The following is an 18,579-nucleotide window of genomic DNA, read 5'->3' on the forward strand; positions in this document are numbered from 1 at the left end:
TCCGCAAACGATAGGTTCTCGGGAAAGAGAGGGTGTGCTATCTTGCGGGCATGGAATCCAAACAGGAGCCTGATCCGACGCATCCGATGAAGCGGCCCCGCGGAGCGGCTCCTCTTAACATTTGGGAGGAGCGTGATGGGTCACCTGAGACGTTGATCGAGGGTTGCCTGTCGCATGCGCCGGGTGCGTGGCAGGAGTTTCTGCGCCGATACTCACGACTGATTTACGCCACGGTGAACCGGGTCGACCTGCCGGTTATCGAGCGGGAAGACGCCTTTCAGGCGGCTATCGCCGCCATCTACGCGAACCTGGCCACACTGCGCCGTCCTGCGAAACTCGTTCCCTGGATCGTCGGAATCACCTGGCGCCAGGCCATCAACAGCATTCGCAAGCGCCCGCCTGAAATCAGGCAACCCCGCGCTGATGGGGTCTTCGATGGGGAGCTGGCCACATGGCCGGCGACGGAGCCGCCACCCGATGAGGTTCTGGTATCACTGGAACGGGCCCAGCAGACTGGCGAGGCGCTCGCGGCCCTGTCGGAGCGCTGCCGTCGCCTCATCCAATATTTCTTCTATGAAGATCCGCAGCCCGGCTACGGCGAGATCGCTCGCCGCGAGGGGATCCCCATTGGCAGCCTGGGGCCGACCCGTGCGCGCTGCCTGGCCCGGATGCGTCGGTACTTCGAGGAGCGAGGCTGGCTGTAGGCGAGGGGCAGGGCTCCAAAGCCGGGTCATAGATGTATCAGAAGGAAGGGTCGCAACGACCTCTGGGTAGCTGAAGCTGGTGTGCCGCGAAAGGCCGGCACGATGGCAGGACCACATAGGAGGAGAGATGCCGGAGCACTTATCCGACGAAGAGATCATCCGGCTGTGTCTGCAAACGAGCGAGGGAGATGCGCCGGGCCGTGAAGAGGCGCGGCACCTGCAGTCCGGGTGCGTTGATTGTGGCCGCCGGTTCGCGCAAATCCAAACGATCCTCGAGAGTCTCGCGGCGGGACCGCTGGCCGAAGTCCCCGAGCGGCTGATGGCGCGCGCCAGGGAATGGATCGAAGATCAGGAACGCAGTTTCCACAAACATGCCGCGAGCCATGCGCTCAAGCGGCGTCTGGCCAAGGAGCTGGAAGTCATTCGGGCCGCGCTGGTGATGGACGGCTCTCCCGGAAGCCTACTGGCCGGTGTGCGGGGGACCTCTTCGACTACCAGTCGGCATCTTCTATTTGAATCACCCGCGGGCAGCGTTCACGTCATGATCGAATCGGCGCCGGAGGAGACGAGTCTCATCAGGGGCCAGTTCCTGCCAGCGGGAGCCGCGGCCCCCGCGGCCGGGGCCCAGGCCGTCCTGGTGGAGGGCCAGGACCAAGACGCGGCGTGCCTTTGCCCACTCTCACCGGCAGGCGAGTTTATTTTCCGCGGCGTCGGCGGGCCGGATATCCACCTGGCCATCGAGTGGGCGGAGTGTCAGGTCGTGCTCGACCCGATCCATTTCCCCCATCCGGCCGATGACTGACGGGTCACGCACCGCCCGGCGGGCCCGCGAACTCATGGCCCTGACATCGGTCGCTTTACGAGAAGATCTCATCGCGCGGCCCCTGGTGGACTCTGCCGGGGTGGCCGCCGCGCTGCGCCAGGAAGCCAGCCTGCACTACCTCGTCGATGCCGCCGAGGCGCGCCGCATTGCCGGCGTGGCGCTCCAGGTGGCGGCGCAATCCACCGATCCGGTCGCCCGCGGTTGGGCCGAACGCACGCTGGCTGAGGCCCTGCTGTTCTCGGGGCGCATGCGCGAGGCGGATGGCGCATACGCGCGAGCAGTGGTGGCTTGGAAGGAAGCCGGGACCCATGCCCTTCTCGGTCAGCTTCTGGTGGGGCGCATCCATGTCTTGACATTGCTGGGCCGCATGGATGAGGTCCACGCCACGGCCCGCGAGGCGCAGAACCTGCTGGCCGCCGCCGGTGATCGGACCTATCTTGCGAAGCTGGCGATGAATCTGGGTAGTCTCCACTTCCAACGCGATGAGCCCGCCGAAGCGCTGGCTCAGTATGAGCGGGCGGCGGATCTGTTCGCCCAACTGGGCGTGCGTGATCAATCTGTTATAGGCCTCGAGGTCAACCGGGCTGTCGCCCTGACGCAAATCGATCGGGACGAGGAGGCCCTGCGCCTCTTCACATCTCTGTCGCGTGAGTGCGGCCGCCGAGGGTTCGGGCTCCTTCAAGCCCAGGTTTGGATGAACGCCGCTTATGTACATGCGCTGCGCGGGGATTCCGATCTCGCATTGGCGCAGTCAGTGCGGGCCACGGCCTATTTCCGCGAGACCGGCCACCCCGCATTTCTGGGGAACTGCTTGATCAATCACGCAGAAATGTACCAGCAGCTCAATCTGCATCGCGATGCGTTGCCGCTTGTACAAGAAGCGGCTGGGCTGTTCGATAGCGAGGATCTTCGCTACGACCGGGCGCTGGCACTGGCGCAGAGCGCCTGGATTCACCTGGAGATGGGAGAGCTATCGGCTGCTCTGCAGGCGGGCCGCGAGGCCATGCGTCTCTTCAGGGGGGAGAAGAATTTATCGCGGGCGGCGGTCATGCGGCTGCTCCAGGCCGAAGTCCTCTTGTGCCAGGGAGAGCGATCCCGCGGCCGGCGCCAGGCGCGGACAGCATTGCAGGCCTTCCGTCATCTCGGTCTGCTGCGTTGGGAAGCGGCCGCGTCGGTCTTTCTCGCTCAGATCCCGTCGAAGCGCTCCCCACGGGCGAGGATCGCCGCGATGGAGGAACTCCTGGCCCGCATTCCCAAGAGACTTTATCCGATTCAGACCAGTGCGGCGCTGGAACAGCTGGGGCGCGGGTACGAGGAGGCCGATGCCCCGCGCGAGGCTGGCCGGGCCTATGCGCGCGCCGTGAATCGTCTCGAGGGTATGCGCCTGCGCGCTCCAACCGAGGATTCCAAGATCGCCTTTCTGAGTGACAAGACGCACCTGTACGATCACCTCCTCAGGCTCGAACTCGCGCGCCCGCGTCCCTCAGTCCAACGGCTCTTTGCCTGGATGGAGCGGGCTCGAGCCCAGAGCCTGTGGGATCGCATCCGTCATCCCGCCTCCGAACCCCTTGATGGAGAAGAGGGCCCATTCGCGGCACGGCCTTCGCCCGCCGCGCAGAAGGGGGTCGCCCTCCGGCGGCGGCTTTCCTGGCTGCACGCCCGCGTCTCTCGGTTGGAGCTTGGCACGCCCGCGGATCGTCAGCGGGCGGATGATCTGCGCCGCGATCTGCGCCGCGCGGAAGAGGAGTGGACGTGTCTGCGCCGCACATTGCGCGAGGGGCAACAAGGGGGCGCTTCACGAAGGCGCCCAGGGGGGCGAGCGGCAGCCTCTTCGCCAACAGATTCAGCGGCCGGGCCCGGTCCGGCAAGGGGCATGCCGGATCTCGCCCCCTCGTTACGTTCCTTGATAGGCGCCCTTGACGACCAGCAAGGCTTTCTCAGTTACCACATAGCTGAGGGCTTCTCTCTTGCGATTGCGGTCACGGCGGCGGGTGCGCAGTCGTACCGACTCGCCGATGATCTTTCCCAGCGGCTGAGCGAGCTTCGCCGCGGCCTGGATTTCCAGTGGGCGGCCATGGCGGTAGCCAGCACCCGGGAGCGGGAAGGGCAGCGCCGGCCGGCCTCCGGCGCCGGAGCGGGCCGGGGGTATCCGGGACCCGCGGCCCCGCATGAGCTCTTCCAGACCGCCACCACATCGATCCTGCATCAGATGTACGAACTGCTCTGGCAGCCGCTCGTCGACGCCGGATTACCCGACTGCCGGCGCTGGGTCATCTCGCCGCACGGCGTCCTTCATCAGGTGCCTGTGGGGGCGCTCCTCGGTCCCGCGGGGTATCTATCAGAGCGCTGCGAGCTCGGGATCTGTCCCAGCGCGCGGGTCTGGTGCCGCACCCACGGCCGGAGGGCGCCCAAGCGGGCCTTTCTGGCGGGAGTCCCAACGCCCGATCTGCCGGCGATTGAGGCGGAGATCGAGATGACCCGCGAGCTTCTGTCGGGGTGGTCCGTCACCACCGATATGGCCCCCACGCGTGCGACCTTGCGCCGTGAGGCGGCCCGGGCGGGCCTCGTGCATCTGGCGGCTCACGGCGCACTGCGAACGGACAATCCGGCCTTCTCATCTATTCAACTGCAGGATGGCCCGCTCTATGTGCACGACCTCTCAGACTTCCGGTTGCCGGGGTCGACGGTCGTGCTGACCGCCTGTTCATCCGGCCGGGGTGTTGCGCCCGGCGGCGATGAGTGGATCGGCCTTGCCCGGGGGTTTTTATCCGCTGGAGCGCGTCATGTGGTGGCCAGCTTGTGGCCGATCCATGACGCCGCCACGCAGGAACTCATGGGGCGGTTCTATGCCGAGTTCGCCGGCCACGCGGACCCGACGCGGGCGCTCACGGAGGCCATGCGGGGCACGCGCGCCAGCAGGCCGCACCCCTGGCATTGGGCCTCCTTCGCCGTTCTCAGCACGGCGGGGTAGGTCCGTCCACGGGGGGGCATTGCCGATCCCGAGCGGTGCATGATAGCATCGATGAGGATGGCTCATATAAAGGGACCTATAGCAGGGACACAACAAAGAGGTGGCAGACAGATGCGCCGATTGATCAACAGCCGGGTTTTTACGCCAGACCGGCGGTTCTGTGGAAACTTCCGAGTCGCCGCCCTCTTCGCGGCCGCACTACTCAGCGCCGCCGTTATTGTTAAAGGGGAGTATGACCCCGGCTTCATTCAAGTTCAGCTGGCGGACGGGTACTCCATCGAATCTGTCAATGCATGCTATGGGACCGCCACGCGCGACTCCTTGCCGCCGCTATACCTCCTGACGATTCCGGAGGGGTGCGATGAGCAGCTCTTGATCACCGATATGGCGGCCGACTCCGCCCGTTTCGTTTGTGTGGAACATGCCTATCGCGAGGAAACCCCTGAGGGGGTGCGTCAGATGATCGTGGCGGCCGTGGGTGGAACGATTGATCAATATTGGGATCAGAATGTGGTCGAGCGACTGCACCTGCCGCTGATTCAGGGAACGGCTCAAGGCGATGGGATTCTGGTGGCGGTGCTGGACACCGGAGTGCTGGCGACCCACGAGGCGCTGGCCGGTGCGATAGCGCCGGGCGGATATGACTTCATAGATAATGACGCCGAGCCGCTCGACGAGGCTAACGGCATCGACGATGACCTGGATGGACAGATCGACGAAGGTTCGGGGCATGGAACACTGGTGGCGGGAGTCATCCACCTGGCGGCCCCTGGGGCGCAGATTCTCCCGGTGCGCGTTCTTGATGATGAAGGTCGAGGTACGACTTTTGCCCTGGCCAAGGGCATCCGCTATGCCGTCGAACAGGGGGCGGATATCATCAACATGAGTCTCGGGCTTCCCGAGCACTCCGGTGTCGTGGCCCACGAACTCGCACAGGCCTCGCTGGCCTCGGTCGGAATGGTGTCCGCCGTGGGCAATCTGGGGGTCGACAGCGTGCAGTATTATCCGGCGAGTGACTTCCGAGTCCTCATGGTCGCGGCGCTTGATTCGATGGACGTGAAGGCTGACTTCTCAAGCTACCACGCCAAGGTGGCGCTCTCGGCGCCCGGCGTCGGTATCATGGGGCCCTATTATGATGGAGCCTATGCCCTGGGGGCCGGCACCTCCTTCTCCGCAGCCTTCATTTCCGGGCAGTGTGCGCTGATCCTCGATTTACTTCCCTCAATCAGCGCCGACGAGCTCTACAAGATCGTCGAACAAGGCACGATCGGTATCTACCACATCACCGAAAACCAATTGTACATTAACAGGCTCGGGACGGGTTGCTTCGACGGGAGGGAGACGCTTCGGGCCATAGGAATTCTGGCGGATGTCGGTCCCTTCGATGCGGAGCCATGGCCCATCATCACACCCAATCCGGTGATGGCAGGCGAGACGGTCTATCTGGCCCTCCCCGACGAGGCCGCCGGGCAGGGATGGGTTCCTGCCGTGGCGCTATATGACATCGCGGGGCGTCGCCTGCACCGGTTCGCGCCGCAACCCCGCCAATCCGTCATTGCGTGGGATGGATCCGATCGCCGCGGTATGCGCCTCGCGCCGGGCGTCTATTACCTCCGCGTGAGCGGTCCCCGGGGCGCCGCATGGACCAACCGCGTCGTGGTCTTGTCTCGGTAGCACCCCGCCCCGCGCTCCGCACCACCGGTCACGATTTTTATCATCCGCATGTATCAAATCCCCGCCTCCCGCGACCTCTGATGCGAGGTCTCCCGCAGCCCGTTTCGATCATCGGTTCGGTTGGAGACCCGGTCTCGAGGGAACAGGAAGGAGATTTTTGTAAAATGAGGAAGGTACTTTTTGCACTGGGGATGATCGCTCTTCTGGCGGGCGGGGCATGGGCCCAAACAGGCGCTGTGACCGGCCTGGTTGTCGATGGCAACGGCGATGCGGTTGAGGGTGCGCGTGTGTCTCTCTGGCAGGATGGCGTCTGCGTAGCTTATGTCTTAACCGAAGCATCCGGTGTGTTCAATCTGATCGACATTCCGGAGGGTATCTACAATCTGAAAGCCGGCATGAAGCGTGTCGGCCAGGCGCTGATCGAAGGCGTCGAGATACTCGACGGCCAGATCACGGATGTTGGCACCGTCACCTTGGTCGGGTTGAGCCAGGGTCCCTCGAATGGGGGGAAACTCCAATACCAGCAGGGCCGTTGATCCACGTCCCCTTTCCGACCGGAGATGCTGTCTAAAGCATCTTTGAACGGAAGACCGGAAACAGAGCGTGGATGGCATTGAAGAGTGTCGTTCGGGCAGCAAGACCCCGCGCGGAGGACGGGCCGCCGCGCGGGGTGTTTTTTTTCGCCGTTGTTCGATCTCTATTGGACCTTCATCATTTTTCTGCCAGGGGCGTTCTCAATCCCAACCTTCTCGATTCGCCTGCTATCATGGACGTGGTTTCCAAGGGTTCGCCGGCCGGGCGGGAACCCATGCTCTCCGGCCGCTGAGATGAAAACCGGGACAGGATGATCCCATGAACCTCTGTGGGAGGGGTGTTCAGGTGAAAAGACTCCCAGTGGCCGCCGCTTTCCTTGTGTGGCTCATCCTGACAGCAGCCGCCGGCGCAGAGACTAAAAAACCTCCCGACGACGACATTGAAATCCGCCTTGAGTATCCCATCGTTATCAGGGCCGCGCGGCCGCAGGCCGGGAATCCCGGAAGCGATTACCTGCGCAACTATCTCCTAAACCATCCGGTAGCGCCACGGGACGATGACACTTCTGAATGGCGCGCCGTCTCACACGCCGCCGGCATGGGCGGCCTCGAGCCTTATGAGTTGTCCCGTTCCGAGCTGGCCTGGCAAGGAATGGGGATGGGAGCCTCCTTGGGTTTATGCGCCGGCGCTATCGGCAGCTCGTTCGGCTGGTGGGGGGATGACAAAGCCTTGATGATGATGGGCGCCATGTCGGCGCTGGGGGCGATCTGGAAGACGTCCAAGGCGGATCAACCGGGGGTGCACATTCAGTTTCGATTGAAAGACGATCCCCCTGAGTACCGAGAGATCCTGCAGAAAGGAGAGGAGCGGTGATGGGCATCCGCAGTTCTATCCGTCCTTTGCTGGCCGCGGCCGGGCTATTCCTCCTTACATTCCCAAGTGCTTCCGGCGCCCTCACATTACCCGAGGCTGTCGATGCCGCGCTCGCGACACATCCTTCCATCGCCGCCCGGCAGGCGCTGCAGGCCGAGGCCTGGGCCGCCGTCGGGGAGGCTCGGGCGGATTGGTTTCCGTCGCTGAGGGTTTCAGGCTCGCTCACGCAGTACGAAGAGCCCATGGCGGTTTTCCCCATCCACGGCTTCAATCCCCAGTCTTTGCCGCCCTTCGACGAAACACTGGCGCAGGGCGGCGTCTCCCTCTCCTACACATTATTCGACGGCGCGGGTCGCATCGGAAGAGTGCGGCAGGCCCGGGCGCGGGCGGGGGCGGCCGATAAGGAGGCGCTGGCCACCGAACAATCCCTGATCGCCTGGGTCACGAACGCCTATCTGGCCGTCTTGAATGCGCAGGAAACCCTCGCCGCGCACGACCACCACCTCGCGGCCTTGGAGCGGGAGCGCGCCCGGGTGCAGCAGCTGTTGGCCGTTGGGCGTGCGGCCGAGATTCAGGTCCTGCAGGCTGAGGCGGCGCTGGCCGGCGCGCGGGCCGAGCGGGTGAGGATTGCCGGAACGCTCGATCGGGCGGAACAGGAAATGGCGCGCCTGACGGGGCGGGCGCTCGCGACGGTGCGGGCCGCCCCGTTCGCGGCTTTCACATTACCCGGCGAGCCGGGTGGATCGCTTGCACGGGATGATCTGCTGGCGGCGGCCCTGGCAGAAAATGCCGGACTTCAGGCGGCACGGCAGATTCGTCAGGCCGCCGATGCGGGGGTGCTCGCCGCTTGCAGCGCGCGCTGGCCCAAACTCATCGCCGCCGGCAGCTATCTGGGCTGGGCCGACGGCGACGGACACGACACCTGGGAGTGGAATGCCGGACTTCAGCTCGCGTGGCCGCTCTTCGCAGGAGGCGCCATCCGACACTCGATCGAGCGGGCTCGGGCCGCGCGGCAGGGGGCCGGCGCCGCGCTGGCCCTCGCGGAGCTGCGCGTCGGGGAGCAGATTGACCGCGCCCTCACGGCCATTGATGAGACCCGCGCCCGCGTGACAAGCCTCGAAGCCGCCGTCGCGGCCCAGGCGGAAGTGGCCCGCATCCAGCAATTGCTGCTGGAGGCCGGGTCGGGTACTGAGTCCGACTACCTCGATGCCGAGGCCGATCTCTTGACGGGGCGCGCCGCTCTGGCTGATGCACGCCATGGGGAACTCGCCGCCTGCGTCGAGCTGGCGCGCGTGACCGGCCGGCTCGATCAAAAGTGGATCAGGGAGAGCCTTCAATGAACCGTAAACCGATCCGGATCCTATTGCCCGTCGTTGTCGTCCTGGCCGCCGCCGTGTGGCTGCTCTTGCTGCGATCCGACAAAAAACCGGCGGCGCTCTTTCTCTCAGGCACCGTTGAAGCCACCGAGGCGCAACTTGGCTTCCCGGCCGGCGGGCGCGTCACGGAGATTCTTGTCCGCGAGGGGGAACGATCCGAGGCCGGGGCCGTGCTGGCCCGCCTGGATCCTGCCGAGATGTCGGCGCGTCGCGACCAGGCCCTGGCCCAGGCGGCGGCGGCCCGCGCGCTGCTGCAAGAGATTGAGGGGGGCTCGCGCCCCGAGGAACTGGCTCAGGCGCGCGCCGCGCGGGAGGCGGCGCGGCAGCGACTCCAGGATGCCGAACGGGACCTCCAGCGCACCCGCGATCTGCGGGCGGCCGGCGCGGTCAGCCAAGAGGCGCTCGATAAGGCCGCCCTGGCCCATGATCTGGCGCGCAGCCAGTTCACTCAAGCCGACGAACAGGCGCGACTGGCGGAGATCGGTCCGCGGATCGAGCGGATCGAGGCCCAGCGCGCCCAACTCGCCCAGGCGGTGGCCGCCGTGGCGGCTCTCGAAGCCCAACTCGAAAATATGGTCATTCGCGCGCCGTTTTCCGGAGTGGTCACCGTCCGACACCGCGAGCCGGGCGAGATCGTGCCACCCGGTTCGGCTGTCATCACCCTCATGAATCCCAATGACCGCTGGGTGCGCGTCTATCTCCCCGAGACACGCATCGGAAAGGTCCGCCTGGGCCAGCAGGCGAAGATCACCACCGATACCGATCCCCATCGCAGCACCCCCGGGGAGGTCACCTTCATCGCCAGCGAGGCTGAGTTCACGCCGAAGAGTGTGCAGACCAAAGAAGAGCGCGTGAAACTGGTCTATGCGGTGAAGGTCCGGGTGACCGGCGATCCGCAGATGGATCTCAAACCCGGCATGCCGGCCGATGTGACCCTTGATATCGACGGATGGTAGGAGAGCGCCGTGATCGATGTTCGTGATCTCACCCGGCGTTTCGGCGATCTCACCGCCGTGGATGCCCTCAGCTTCCGCGTGGCGCCCGGCGAGCTCTTCGGCGTCGTCGGCCCCGATGGGGCCGGAAAGACGACGCTGCTGCGCATGCTGGCGGGTGTGCTGAGACCGACCGCGGGGGATGCCTGCTTGCACGGGATGAGTGTGGCCCGCGATCCCGAAGGGGTGAAGTCCGAGATAGCGTATATGTCGCAGCGCTTTGGGCTGTATGCGGACCTGACCGTTCTCGAAAACATCAGCTTCTATGCCGATCTTTATCGTGTGCCGCGACGGAGCCGCGCTGCGCGTATCGAGCGGCTCTTTCACTTTTCCGGATTGGAACCCTTCGCCCATCGTTTGGCCGGCCGCCTCTCCGGCGGGATGAAGCAGAAGCTGGGACTTTCATGCGCCCTTATTCACGAACCGCAAATCCTTTTGTTGGATGAACCGACCTTCGGCGTCGACCCGATTTCACGGCGCGATTTGTGGATGATTGTGCACGAGATGGTCGGCCGCGGGATCACCGTCCTCGTGAGCACCTCCTATATGGATGAGGCCGAGCGCTTCGACCGCCTGGCGTTGATCTCGTCGGGACGCCTGCTGGCGCTGGACACCCCGGCGGCGTTGCAGTCGTCGCTTCCCGGCCAACTTCTCTCTTTACGGATCGAGCGGGTGCGCGACGCTCAGGCGCTGGCGGCCCGCTTGCCGCTTGTACGCCGCGCCGCCGTGTTTGGGGATCACCTGCATCTGCTGGTCGATGAGGCTCAAAGCGACCTGCCGGTGATTGCCGCGGCTCTGCAGGAAGCCGGATTTCCAGTGCTCGACTCCGAGGTCATCGAGCCCTCGTTCGAGGATCTCTTCATCGACCGCGTCACGGCGGCCGAGGAGGGCGAGCGATGAGCGGCTCTGCTGCGGTGGCGGTGGAAGTGGATCGCTTGAGCAAGCTCTTCGGCCGCTTCGTGGCCGTCGACCAGGTGAGCTTTGCCGTTCAAACGGGAGAGGTTTTCGGTTTTCTGGGCCCCAACGGGGCCGGCAAGACGACCACCATCAAGATGCTGGCCGGCCTGTTGGTTCCCTCCAGTGGGACCGGGCGGGTGGCCGGGCTCGATATCATGCGCCAGACGGATGCCATCAAGCGCCAGATCGGTTACATGTCGCAACTCTTCTCGCTTTACGGCGATCTGACCGTCGAGGAGAATATCGCCTTCTTTTCCGGCCTCTACAGCGTTCCCGCCTCCCGGCGGGCCGGGCGCCGCGACTGGGTGCTGGAGATGGCGGGCCTTACCGACAGGCGCCGGCGGCTGACCGCGGAACTGTCGCTGGGATGGAAGCAGCGCCTGGCGCTGGGATGCGCCGTGCTACATGAGCCGCCGATTCTCTTTCTGGATGAGCCGACGTCGGGTGTGGATCCGCTCTCGCGGCGATCGTTCTGGGATCTCATTTATACATTGGCCGCCGGGGGAACGACGATTTTTGTCTCCACGCACTACATGGAAGAGGCCGAGTATTGCCACCGTCTGGCCCTCATGAATCGCGGCCGGTTGATCGCGCTCAACACACCCTCGGCCTTGAAGGCCGGCATGCCCACCCCGCTCCTCGAAATTTTGACGGATAACGGGCCGCGGGCGGCGGAGGTGCTGGCCGGCACCGCCGAGGTGGCCGAGGTGGGGCTCTTCGGGCGGTCCCTGCATGTGATCTTGACCGAAGCGGCGGGGGCCGATGTGTCGGAGGCGGGTCGCAGGATCAGGAGACAACTCGAGTCTCAGGGCCTTGCGGTGCGGACGCTGCAACGTATCCCACCGTCCCTGGAGGATGTTTTTGTCGCGCGCGTTCATGCCGAGGGGGGCGCGCCCCGTGACTAGAGGAGCGAGGCCGATATGGATCTAGTGCGCACCTGGGCCATCTCACGCAAGGAGATCCTGCAGCTGCGGCGTGACCCCCGCAGCCTGGCGATGGGTTTTCTTTTGCCGGTGCTGCTCCTGGTCCTGTTCGGTTACGCGATTACCTGGGATGTGCGGGAGATCAAAAGCGTCATCGTCGACCAGGATGCCTCCCGGTCCAGCCGGGATCTGGCCGCCGCCTTACGCTCCTCGGGTTATTTCGAGGTGCGCGCTCCGGTGGGGGAGACGAATGAAGCGGTCGCGCTGCTCGACCGCGGAACGGTGCAGCTCGTCCTGGTCATTCCACCCGGTTTCGCCGCCGATCTGGGGGCCGGCCGCACGGCGCCCCTCCAGGCGTTGGTCGACGGCTCCGACGCCAATACCGCCACGATCATTCTAGGATATGTACAAGCGATTGTGCAAAATTTTGCCGGCGGCCGGCCCACGGAGGTGCGCTCCGTCCCCTTCATCTCGGCGGCCAGCCGCGTGTGGTACAACGAGGAGATGTTGAGCCGCAACATGATCGTCCCGGGGCTCATCGCCGTCATCATGATGATCATTGCGGCCATGCTCACCTCACTGACGATAGCGCGCGAGTGGGAGCGCGGCACGATGGAACAGCTGGCCTCAACGCCGGTCTCACGCCTTGAGGTGGTATTGGGCAAAATGCTGCCTTATCTGGCCATTGGTCTTCTGGATGTGGTCATCACCTCGCTGGTCGGGGTCACACTTTTCGGCGTTCCCTTCCGCGGCAGCGCGGCCATGCTGATGGGCGCCTCTTTCTTCTTTATCATTGGCGCGCTGGGATTGGGGATCTTTATCTCCGCCGCGACGCGTTCACAGCTGCTGGCCACGCAGATCGCGATGGTGGCGACTTTCCTGCCCGCGTTTTTGCTCTCGGGATTCATGTTCGCGATCGAGGTCATGCCCCAGACGCTGCAACTGCTGACGAGGCTCATTCCGGCGCGTTACTTCATCGTGGTGACCCGCGGTCTGTTTCTCAAAGGCGTGGGCCCCTCGGCCCTCTGGGCCCAGGGGCTTTCGATGATCGCGTTTGCCGTCATCGGGATCGCGCTCGCCGTGCGCGTCTTCCGCAAGGAGTTGTCATGAGCTTCGGCGCATCCTATGAGCGCGTGCGCGAGATGGTGCGCAAGGAGTTCATCCAGATCCTGCGCGACGCCCGATTACGACGGATTGTTTTTATCGCGCCGATCCTTCAGCTGATTGTCTTCGGTTACGCCGTCTCGACCGATGTGCGCGACACGAAGCTCTTTGTCGTCGATCATGACCGGTCCTCTGTTTCCCGGGAGTTGATCGATGCGCTCACGCAGCCGGGCTACTTCCGTGTTGTCGGCCGCTCGGACCGGCCGGTCGATCTGGTGCAGGCCCTCGAACGGGGCAAGGCGGTCGTGGGGATCGAGATTCCACCGAATCTTTCGGAAGCGCTGGGGGACCGTGAATCGGTGGAGGTGCAGGTGCTGGTGGACGGCACGAACTCCAACACCGCCATCGTGGCCAAAGGGTACGCCGAGCGGATCATCATGGACTTCGGCCGCCGCGCGGCGGGGAGCCCGGCCGCGCCGAGGATCGATCTACGGGTCCGGGCCTGGTACAATCCCGGACTGGTGAGCCGTATCTACAATGTACCGGCCGTGGCGGGTGTCATTATCATGCTGGTCTGCCTGCTATTGACATCCCTGGCGGTGGTGCGCGAGCGCGAGATCGGGACGTTGGAGCAGCTTATGGTAAGCCCTCTGCGCCCGCTCGAGCTGATCGCCGGTAAGACGATCCCTTTCGCTGTCTTTGGACTGATTGATCTCGCCATCGTGACATCGGTCGCCGTGTTGTGGTTCCGCATCCCCTTTGAGGGGAACCTGGCGCTGCTCCTCCTGGCGAGCGGGCTTTTCCTGCTTTCCGGATTGGGCGTGGGTCTTTTCGTTTCGACGATCTCCCGCACCCAGCAGGAAGCCTTTATGGCGAGCTTCCTCTTCTTCATGCCCACGATCCTGCTCTCTGGATTCATGTTCCCGGTCAGCAGCATGCCCAAGCTGTTTCAGTGGCTGACGCTTCTCAATCCCATGCGCCAATACCTTGAGATCGTGCGCGCCATCTTTCTCAAGGGCGCCGGGTTGACGGTGCTGTGGCGGCAGCATCTGGCGCTGCTGGTGATGGGGGTGGGGATCCTGGTCTTCGCCGCGAGCCGGTTCCGCAAGACGATTGAGTGAGGTCTCCAGGCGTTGGACATCATCCGCCGGGGATCCTTCACCTTTGTCATCCTATGCGCCGCCCTTGGCTGTATCCTCGCTCTTGCCATCAGTTGCCGCTGAACGTCCCGGTTGTCGAATTTGGTCCCGGATCTCTTTACCAGCCTATGTCCACCGATGCCTTAAGATTCAGCCCTCCCCATGCGTGACTCTTTGTGGAGACGGGGGCGGGGGCCGGATCCGGAGTCGGGGAGGCCTGGTGCTTGCGCCATTCCAGCGGGGCAACGAGGCGCCCATCAAAATGCAGCGTCCAGCTGGATGCCATCTTCCAAGCCAAATCGAGATCGATCTGCAGTCCATTGGTAAACGACCAATCAAGTGAATTCTCGTGAGACTGATATCTAAAGAAGAAGGGTGGGATGACGGGAACGCGCTCTTTCCAAAACAGCCGGCCGTCATCCCGCCACCATTCCCATTGGACTCCCAGGTTGAGATCAAGCGGGGCGAGTGGAGAAACCGTCCAATCCACCTTTGTATAAAATATATCCCAGGTCTTGTCCGCGGCAATGAGCCGGTATCTGGTCGCAGTGAAGATATCCCAAACTGTGAAAGGCCAAACATCAATGTAACTCGGATAATCACTGTCGAGCCGCCAACGCTCCATACCAAGCGCGACTCTCATCGTTGGAAGGAGACCCCAGCCCGCTTCCATCTTATACCGTCGCAGGGCCAGATCCCGAATCTCCAGATATCTTGTCTCATCAAGTGTCATCGCGAGATTGAAATCGCCGCTCTCGTAACGAAAGCGCAGGTCGAGTCGTGGCGTTTTGGTGCGTTTTGCCGATCCTTCGGCATGCCAGCGGTTAATGTAAAGGATGTTGTTCTGCTCGGGGTGTGTTTCCATTCCCACCAGTTTCCGATTCCCGTATCCGAGATGGACCTCGTGGTCACGATTGATATCCAGATTCATCTCCAAATCGGCGCCTTCATCCCGGCTGGCAAAGGGGAAGAAAAATGTTGAAGCCTCAAATTTCTGGGAGAGGTCCAATGTGCCATATGTCAACCACACCCGGCCGGCAATGCTTCGAATGCGCTTGAAATGACACCGTACTTCGATGCCGCCTTCTACGCGATTATTGAACTTGCCGATGAGGGAGCGCCATTCCAGGTTCCGGTGACGCCAGGCCAAGGCCGCAGCCATGTGTTCATCAGACCTCAATCCATCGAGGGCGTCTTTCTTCTCATAGACTTCCCGCTGCTCAATTTGAAAGTGATTTTTCGAATATCGCGCCCCGAACCAGACGGACCGCCAGCGAACAAGCCCTAATCCGCCGCCATCCACAATCCAGTATTCGTGCCGTTGCGGTCCTTTGCGGAAACGATAGAAGTCATTGAGTTCATAGTGAGTTTGAAGGGCCGCCGTCGCAGGCAATTTGTCTGGGAAATCAACGAGAGGATTCTCAGTGCCAAGCAAACGATCCACGCCGGGCAACTCGAATGAGTTTCCCGGCGTGAGCCATAGCGTTCCAAACAATGTTATCGCCAGTGAGATACTGGGCGCAGGCTTAAATAACAACGCCTTACCATCCGGCCGCCTCGGCTATATCCAGCCAGGTATCCCGTGTTGCGCCCGGGAAAAGGCCGCCGAATGAATAATCAGGGACATAAGGAATTATTACCTCATTTAAATCAATGGGATCTCCATTTGGGCCATCCAATAGTTCAATGAAATCAAGATCATATTCCCCGTTTAAGTACTCGATACGGGTCACATTGGCAAGGCAAGAATCCGGGCCTTCGCATGTTGAGAAGCATTCTGTCCTGGGCGACACATCCCACCCATAGGCATACCAATGCCAATCCAGCCAGTCCTGCGGGTCTTTGAATCGATAGTAGGGAATATATTCTTTCCAATTATTGGGCGCGTTGGTGAAGAGCATTGATAGATTAACATCTATTTCAATATCACCATAATCAGCTTCTTCATCGATATGGTACGTCCCCGTCAATACTGTTTCGACCCAATTAAGAACATCTTCAATCGTGGTAAAGCTTTCCGCAAATCGCGGCTTGTTTCCCGCATCATCGATCTCATCATCCAAGTCCGTCAGATCGACGATCTTGATGATGTCATCATTTTGATTGTCTGTTTCGGCCCGTATGGCAGCGACCGCCTCCTCCAATTTGTCGCGCAGCGTTAAGAGATTGTCATAGGCGACACTCATGCGATTGTCCCGCAGGCTTAGGAAGCCGAAACGCTCTTCAAGATTGTATTGCAATACTGATATAGCCAATGAGTCGCGCGCCGCGTCGTTGCGTTCGCTCCAGACATGCACGACCCTTCTGCTGCCGGCGCCGTAAGGTTCGGAGTATCCAAAGGACTCACACAAATCTAAATCATTGATCTCATCGATCCACCCATAGCCCCCGGCGCGGTCGAACAAATCCAATTCATATGAAATCGCGATGCATATCCCTGCCCGGGCGGCATGCAGCGCAGCATCGAACATGAGAATATCACCCAAATCGATTTCGTAAATTTCATCTTCAAGCTGCAGATTGATAACAGGTTCTGCATTTTCTTCGGCGGCGGCAAGATGTTGGATGGCGCTGTCGAATGCTGGCATGACGAGTTCCTCAAGGATCTCTTGGGCGCGGGCTAGGGTGAGATTGCCGGGGATACCGGTTAAGGTGCGCCGGGCCAGTTCACGGGGCGCCGTGGCTAATAGGGTAAACTGGTTTCGAAGAATTGGCGAACCCGGCCTGAAGTAGATTCCCCCGGTCGAAGCTAGTGCGGATTTATTCTCATCGTCGTAAGCGATTAGACTATCAATGACCTCCCACAACTCGGGATCATAGTTGACCTCGATAATATCCAACAGGGCGCATCCGATATGCGCTATGGGGGAATCCGAATTGACCTCCAGCGCGGCATCCATCCCGTCTCTTATCTCCGTATAACGGACAGCCCTGTAAGAATCCGCATCTTCATTATCGGGAATGATTTCCAATGAATCCGCCAATGCTTGCATCCAATGTGTCGCCATGGAGTCGGCTGTTGTCACGTCCCCATGCGGTACTCCATTCCCATCCGGTTCGGTGGGGTCGTCGGAGCAACCGATGCAGAGGCCCAGGACGATGAGAGGAATACAAATCCAGATGATTCTTTTATGAGGTGACATTCTTTGTCCCTCCTTCTGGGGATAGGGAAAAGACTCTCACTCTATTTGGAAGGCCATCGAGAAAGATACCATCAACTATCATCCCGCACAAACATTTCAAAATGGATGGTTGAATTCAATAGCAATGTCATGAATATGAAAGTTGACAAGGTAAACCGGAATTCGGTGATCGAGAGGTCATTTAGGGGGCTCGGCCGCCGGATTGGTTGTCAGCAATCAGATCTTTGATCTTCCAGTTGACCTGGTAGGATTTCTCCAGACAATCTGCGTACGAATAGCCTGGCATGATAATGACCCCCTCGATTCTGCACTTGAACATTACGCGCCAAATCAAGACCATTGGACGAAGTTGAATCGGCAAGGAACGGGGCGCAAAACATCGCGACGGCCCCGTCCCTTGCGTGACGATTACCGATGAGCGTGATCCGGCTGATGGGTCACAACCTGAGATTCGATCTTGACCGGATTGCAGATCGTATCCCAAATGGGTGAGTGGTTGTTCACATAATCATGGAGCTCTTGAAGCTTTTCAGCCGGAGCATCGGACTTGATGAACGCCTTGATCTTCAATTCGCTCAATCCCGCCCGCTGGTTTCTGAGGTTCATGAAACCTTCAAGACTTCCATTGCCTGTGATCTCCAATGACAATTCATCCAGATCGATTCCGAGCGCGGCTGCATTTGCCGCATAACCCACGGTCAGACAGGCGGCCAGAGAACTCATGAGAGTTTCAGCAGGGCTGATGCCGGTATCGCTGCCGAGGACCTCATTGGGCTCATCCGTCGTAAGGGTGTGATTCTTGGCGCGACGTCCCGTTTCCTTGCCAACGGTAAAACCCGAGGTCGTATGTTTGGCTTTGAATCCGCCCGCCCACTTTGAGTTCACGGTAAAACGCAGCTTGCCGTTACCCGGATCCGTCTTGACGGCTTCAATTGCGGCCATGAGGTCATTCAGATTGACGCCATTGCGAATATTGTTCTGAGACATTTCAACTCCTCCTTCTTTTTAGGAAATCGATCATTCTGACCCCTTGCCAGAAGGGTGGATCGCAGAAAAGATCACCATTCGTGACAAGGAGGAGTCGCTTCACGGCCTTTCAGCGAAACAGCCCAGTAACACATGGAAGGGTTCGCAATGTCAAGTTTAAATCTCGTTTAGGATCGTAACCGTATATTATGTATAGCTTTGAGAGATATCATTAATTGAGATTGAGTCTCTGGATCTGAATATTTGCACCGATCCCCTCAGGCTCATTTCATGTTGGAAACAAGTACGCCGTTTAGGCTCATTTCATTTTGGAAGAAGCTGGGCTGAAAGAGGCTGGCCTCGCTCTCCCGCTTGGATTCTGCTACACTTCCTAGTTGTC

15 protein-coding genes are annotated in these 18,579 nt (G+C 61.4%); 12 read left to right on the top strand and 3 right to left on the bottom strand.

Going from position 1 to position 18,579, the window contains the following annotated elements:
- The first annotated feature begins 86 nt into the window (after positions 1–86).
- From KJ970_20770 to KJ970_20825, 12 genes are all read left to right on the top strand, one after another.
- A complete protein-coding gene (locus KJ970_20770; protein MBU2693360.1) occupies positions 87–704 on the top strand; it encodes a sigma-70 family RNA polymerase sigma factor in 618 nt (205 codons plus the stop codon).
- A gap of 127 nt (positions 705–831) precedes the next feature.
- Positions 832–1,506: a hypothetical protein gene (locus KJ970_20775; protein ID MBU2693361.1), complete on the top strand. Its 675-nt coding sequence runs from the start codon at positions 832–834 to the stop codon at positions 1,504–1,506.
- Positions 1,499–4,498 (top strand): CHAT domain-containing protein, encoded by a 3,000-nt coding sequence (locus tag KJ970_20780; protein MBU2693362.1) that lies wholly within the window; start codon positions 1,499–1,501, stop codon positions 4,496–4,498. The genes KJ970_20775 and KJ970_20780 overlap by 8 nt, the downstream gene beginning before the upstream one ends.
- A 111-nt stretch (positions 4,499–4,609) precedes the next feature.
- The gene (locus KJ970_20785) at positions 4,610–6,172 is read left to right on the top strand and encodes a S8 family peptidase (GenBank protein MBU2693363.1); all 1,563 of its coding nucleotides are present in this window, start codon (positions 4,610–4,612) and stop codon (positions 6,170–6,172) included.
- A 164-nt stretch (positions 6,173–6,336) separates the two neighbouring features.
- Positions 6,337–6,708, top strand: coding sequence for a carboxypeptidase-like regulatory domain-containing protein (locus KJ970_20790; protein MBU2693364.1), 372 nt, complete (start codon positions 6,337–6,339; stop codon positions 6,706–6,708).
- Positions 6,709–7,051: 343 nt separating this feature from the next.
- Positions 7,052–7,579, top strand: coding sequence for a hypothetical protein (locus KJ970_20795; protein ID MBU2693365.1), 528 nt, complete (start codon positions 7,052–7,054; stop codon positions 7,577–7,579).
- Positions 7,576–8,919 (top strand): TolC family protein, encoded by a 1,344-nt coding sequence (locus KJ970_20800; GenBank protein ID MBU2693366.1) that lies wholly within the window; start codon positions 7,576–7,578, stop codon positions 8,917–8,919. Before KJ970_20795 ends, KJ970_20800 begins: the two co-directional genes overlap by 4 nt.
- On the top strand, positions 8,916–9,911 hold the full coding sequence (locus KJ970_20805; protein MBU2693367.1) for an HlyD family efflux transporter periplasmic adaptor subunit: 996 nt from the start codon (positions 8,916–8,918) through the stop codon (positions 9,909–9,911). Before KJ970_20800 ends, KJ970_20805 begins: the two co-directional genes overlap by 4 nt.
- Before the next feature lie 9 nt (positions 9,912–9,920).
- Positions 9,921–10,847: an ABC transporter ATP-binding protein gene (locus tag KJ970_20810; GenBank protein MBU2693368.1), complete on the top strand. Its 927-nt coding sequence runs from the start codon at positions 9,921–9,923 to the stop codon at positions 10,845–10,847.
- Entirely contained in the window at positions 10,844–11,809 is a 966-nt protein-coding gene (locus tag KJ970_20815; protein MBU2693369.1) for an ABC transporter ATP-binding protein, read from the top strand. The genes KJ970_20810 and KJ970_20815 overlap by 4 nt, the downstream gene beginning before the upstream one ends.
- A gap of 15 nt (positions 11,810–11,824) precedes the next feature.
- Positions 11,825–12,937: an ABC transporter permease gene (locus KJ970_20820; GenBank protein MBU2693370.1), complete on the top strand. Its 1,113-nt coding sequence runs from the start codon at positions 11,825–11,827 to the stop codon at positions 12,935–12,937.
- Positions 12,934–14,052, top strand: coding sequence for an ABC transporter permease (locus tag KJ970_20825; protein MBU2693371.1), 1,119 nt, complete (start codon positions 12,934–12,936; stop codon positions 14,050–14,052). Before KJ970_20820 ends, KJ970_20825 begins: the two co-directional genes overlap by 4 nt.
- A 136-nt stretch (positions 14,053–14,188) precedes the next feature.
- On the opposite strand, the gene KJ970_20830 is transcribed toward KJ970_20825, so the two are convergent.
- From KJ970_20830 to KJ970_20840, 3 genes are all read right to left on the bottom strand, one after another.
- The gene (locus KJ970_20830; protein ID MBU2693372.1) at positions 14,189–15,607 is read right to left on the bottom strand and encodes a hypothetical protein; all 1,419 of its coding nucleotides are present in this window, start codon (positions 15,605–15,607) and stop codon (positions 14,189–14,191) included.
- 4 nt (positions 15,608–15,611) lie between these two features.
- Complete coding sequence (locus KJ970_20835) at positions 15,612–17,213, bottom strand: hypothetical protein (protein ID MBU2693373.1); 1,602 nt, start codon at positions 17,211–17,213, stop codon at positions 15,612–15,614.
- 408 nt (positions 17,214–17,621) lie between these two features.
- A complete protein-coding gene (locus KJ970_20840; GenBank protein ID MBU2693374.1) occupies positions 17,622–18,200 on the bottom strand; it encodes an OsmC family protein in 579 nt (192 codons plus the stop codon).
- Positions 18,201–18,579: the final 379 nt, after the last annotated feature.

This window comes from Candidatus Eisenbacteria bacterium, assembly GCA_018831195.1.
GTDB lineage: Bacteria > Eisenbacteria > RBG-16-71-46 > CAIMUX01 > JAHJDP01 > JAHJDP01.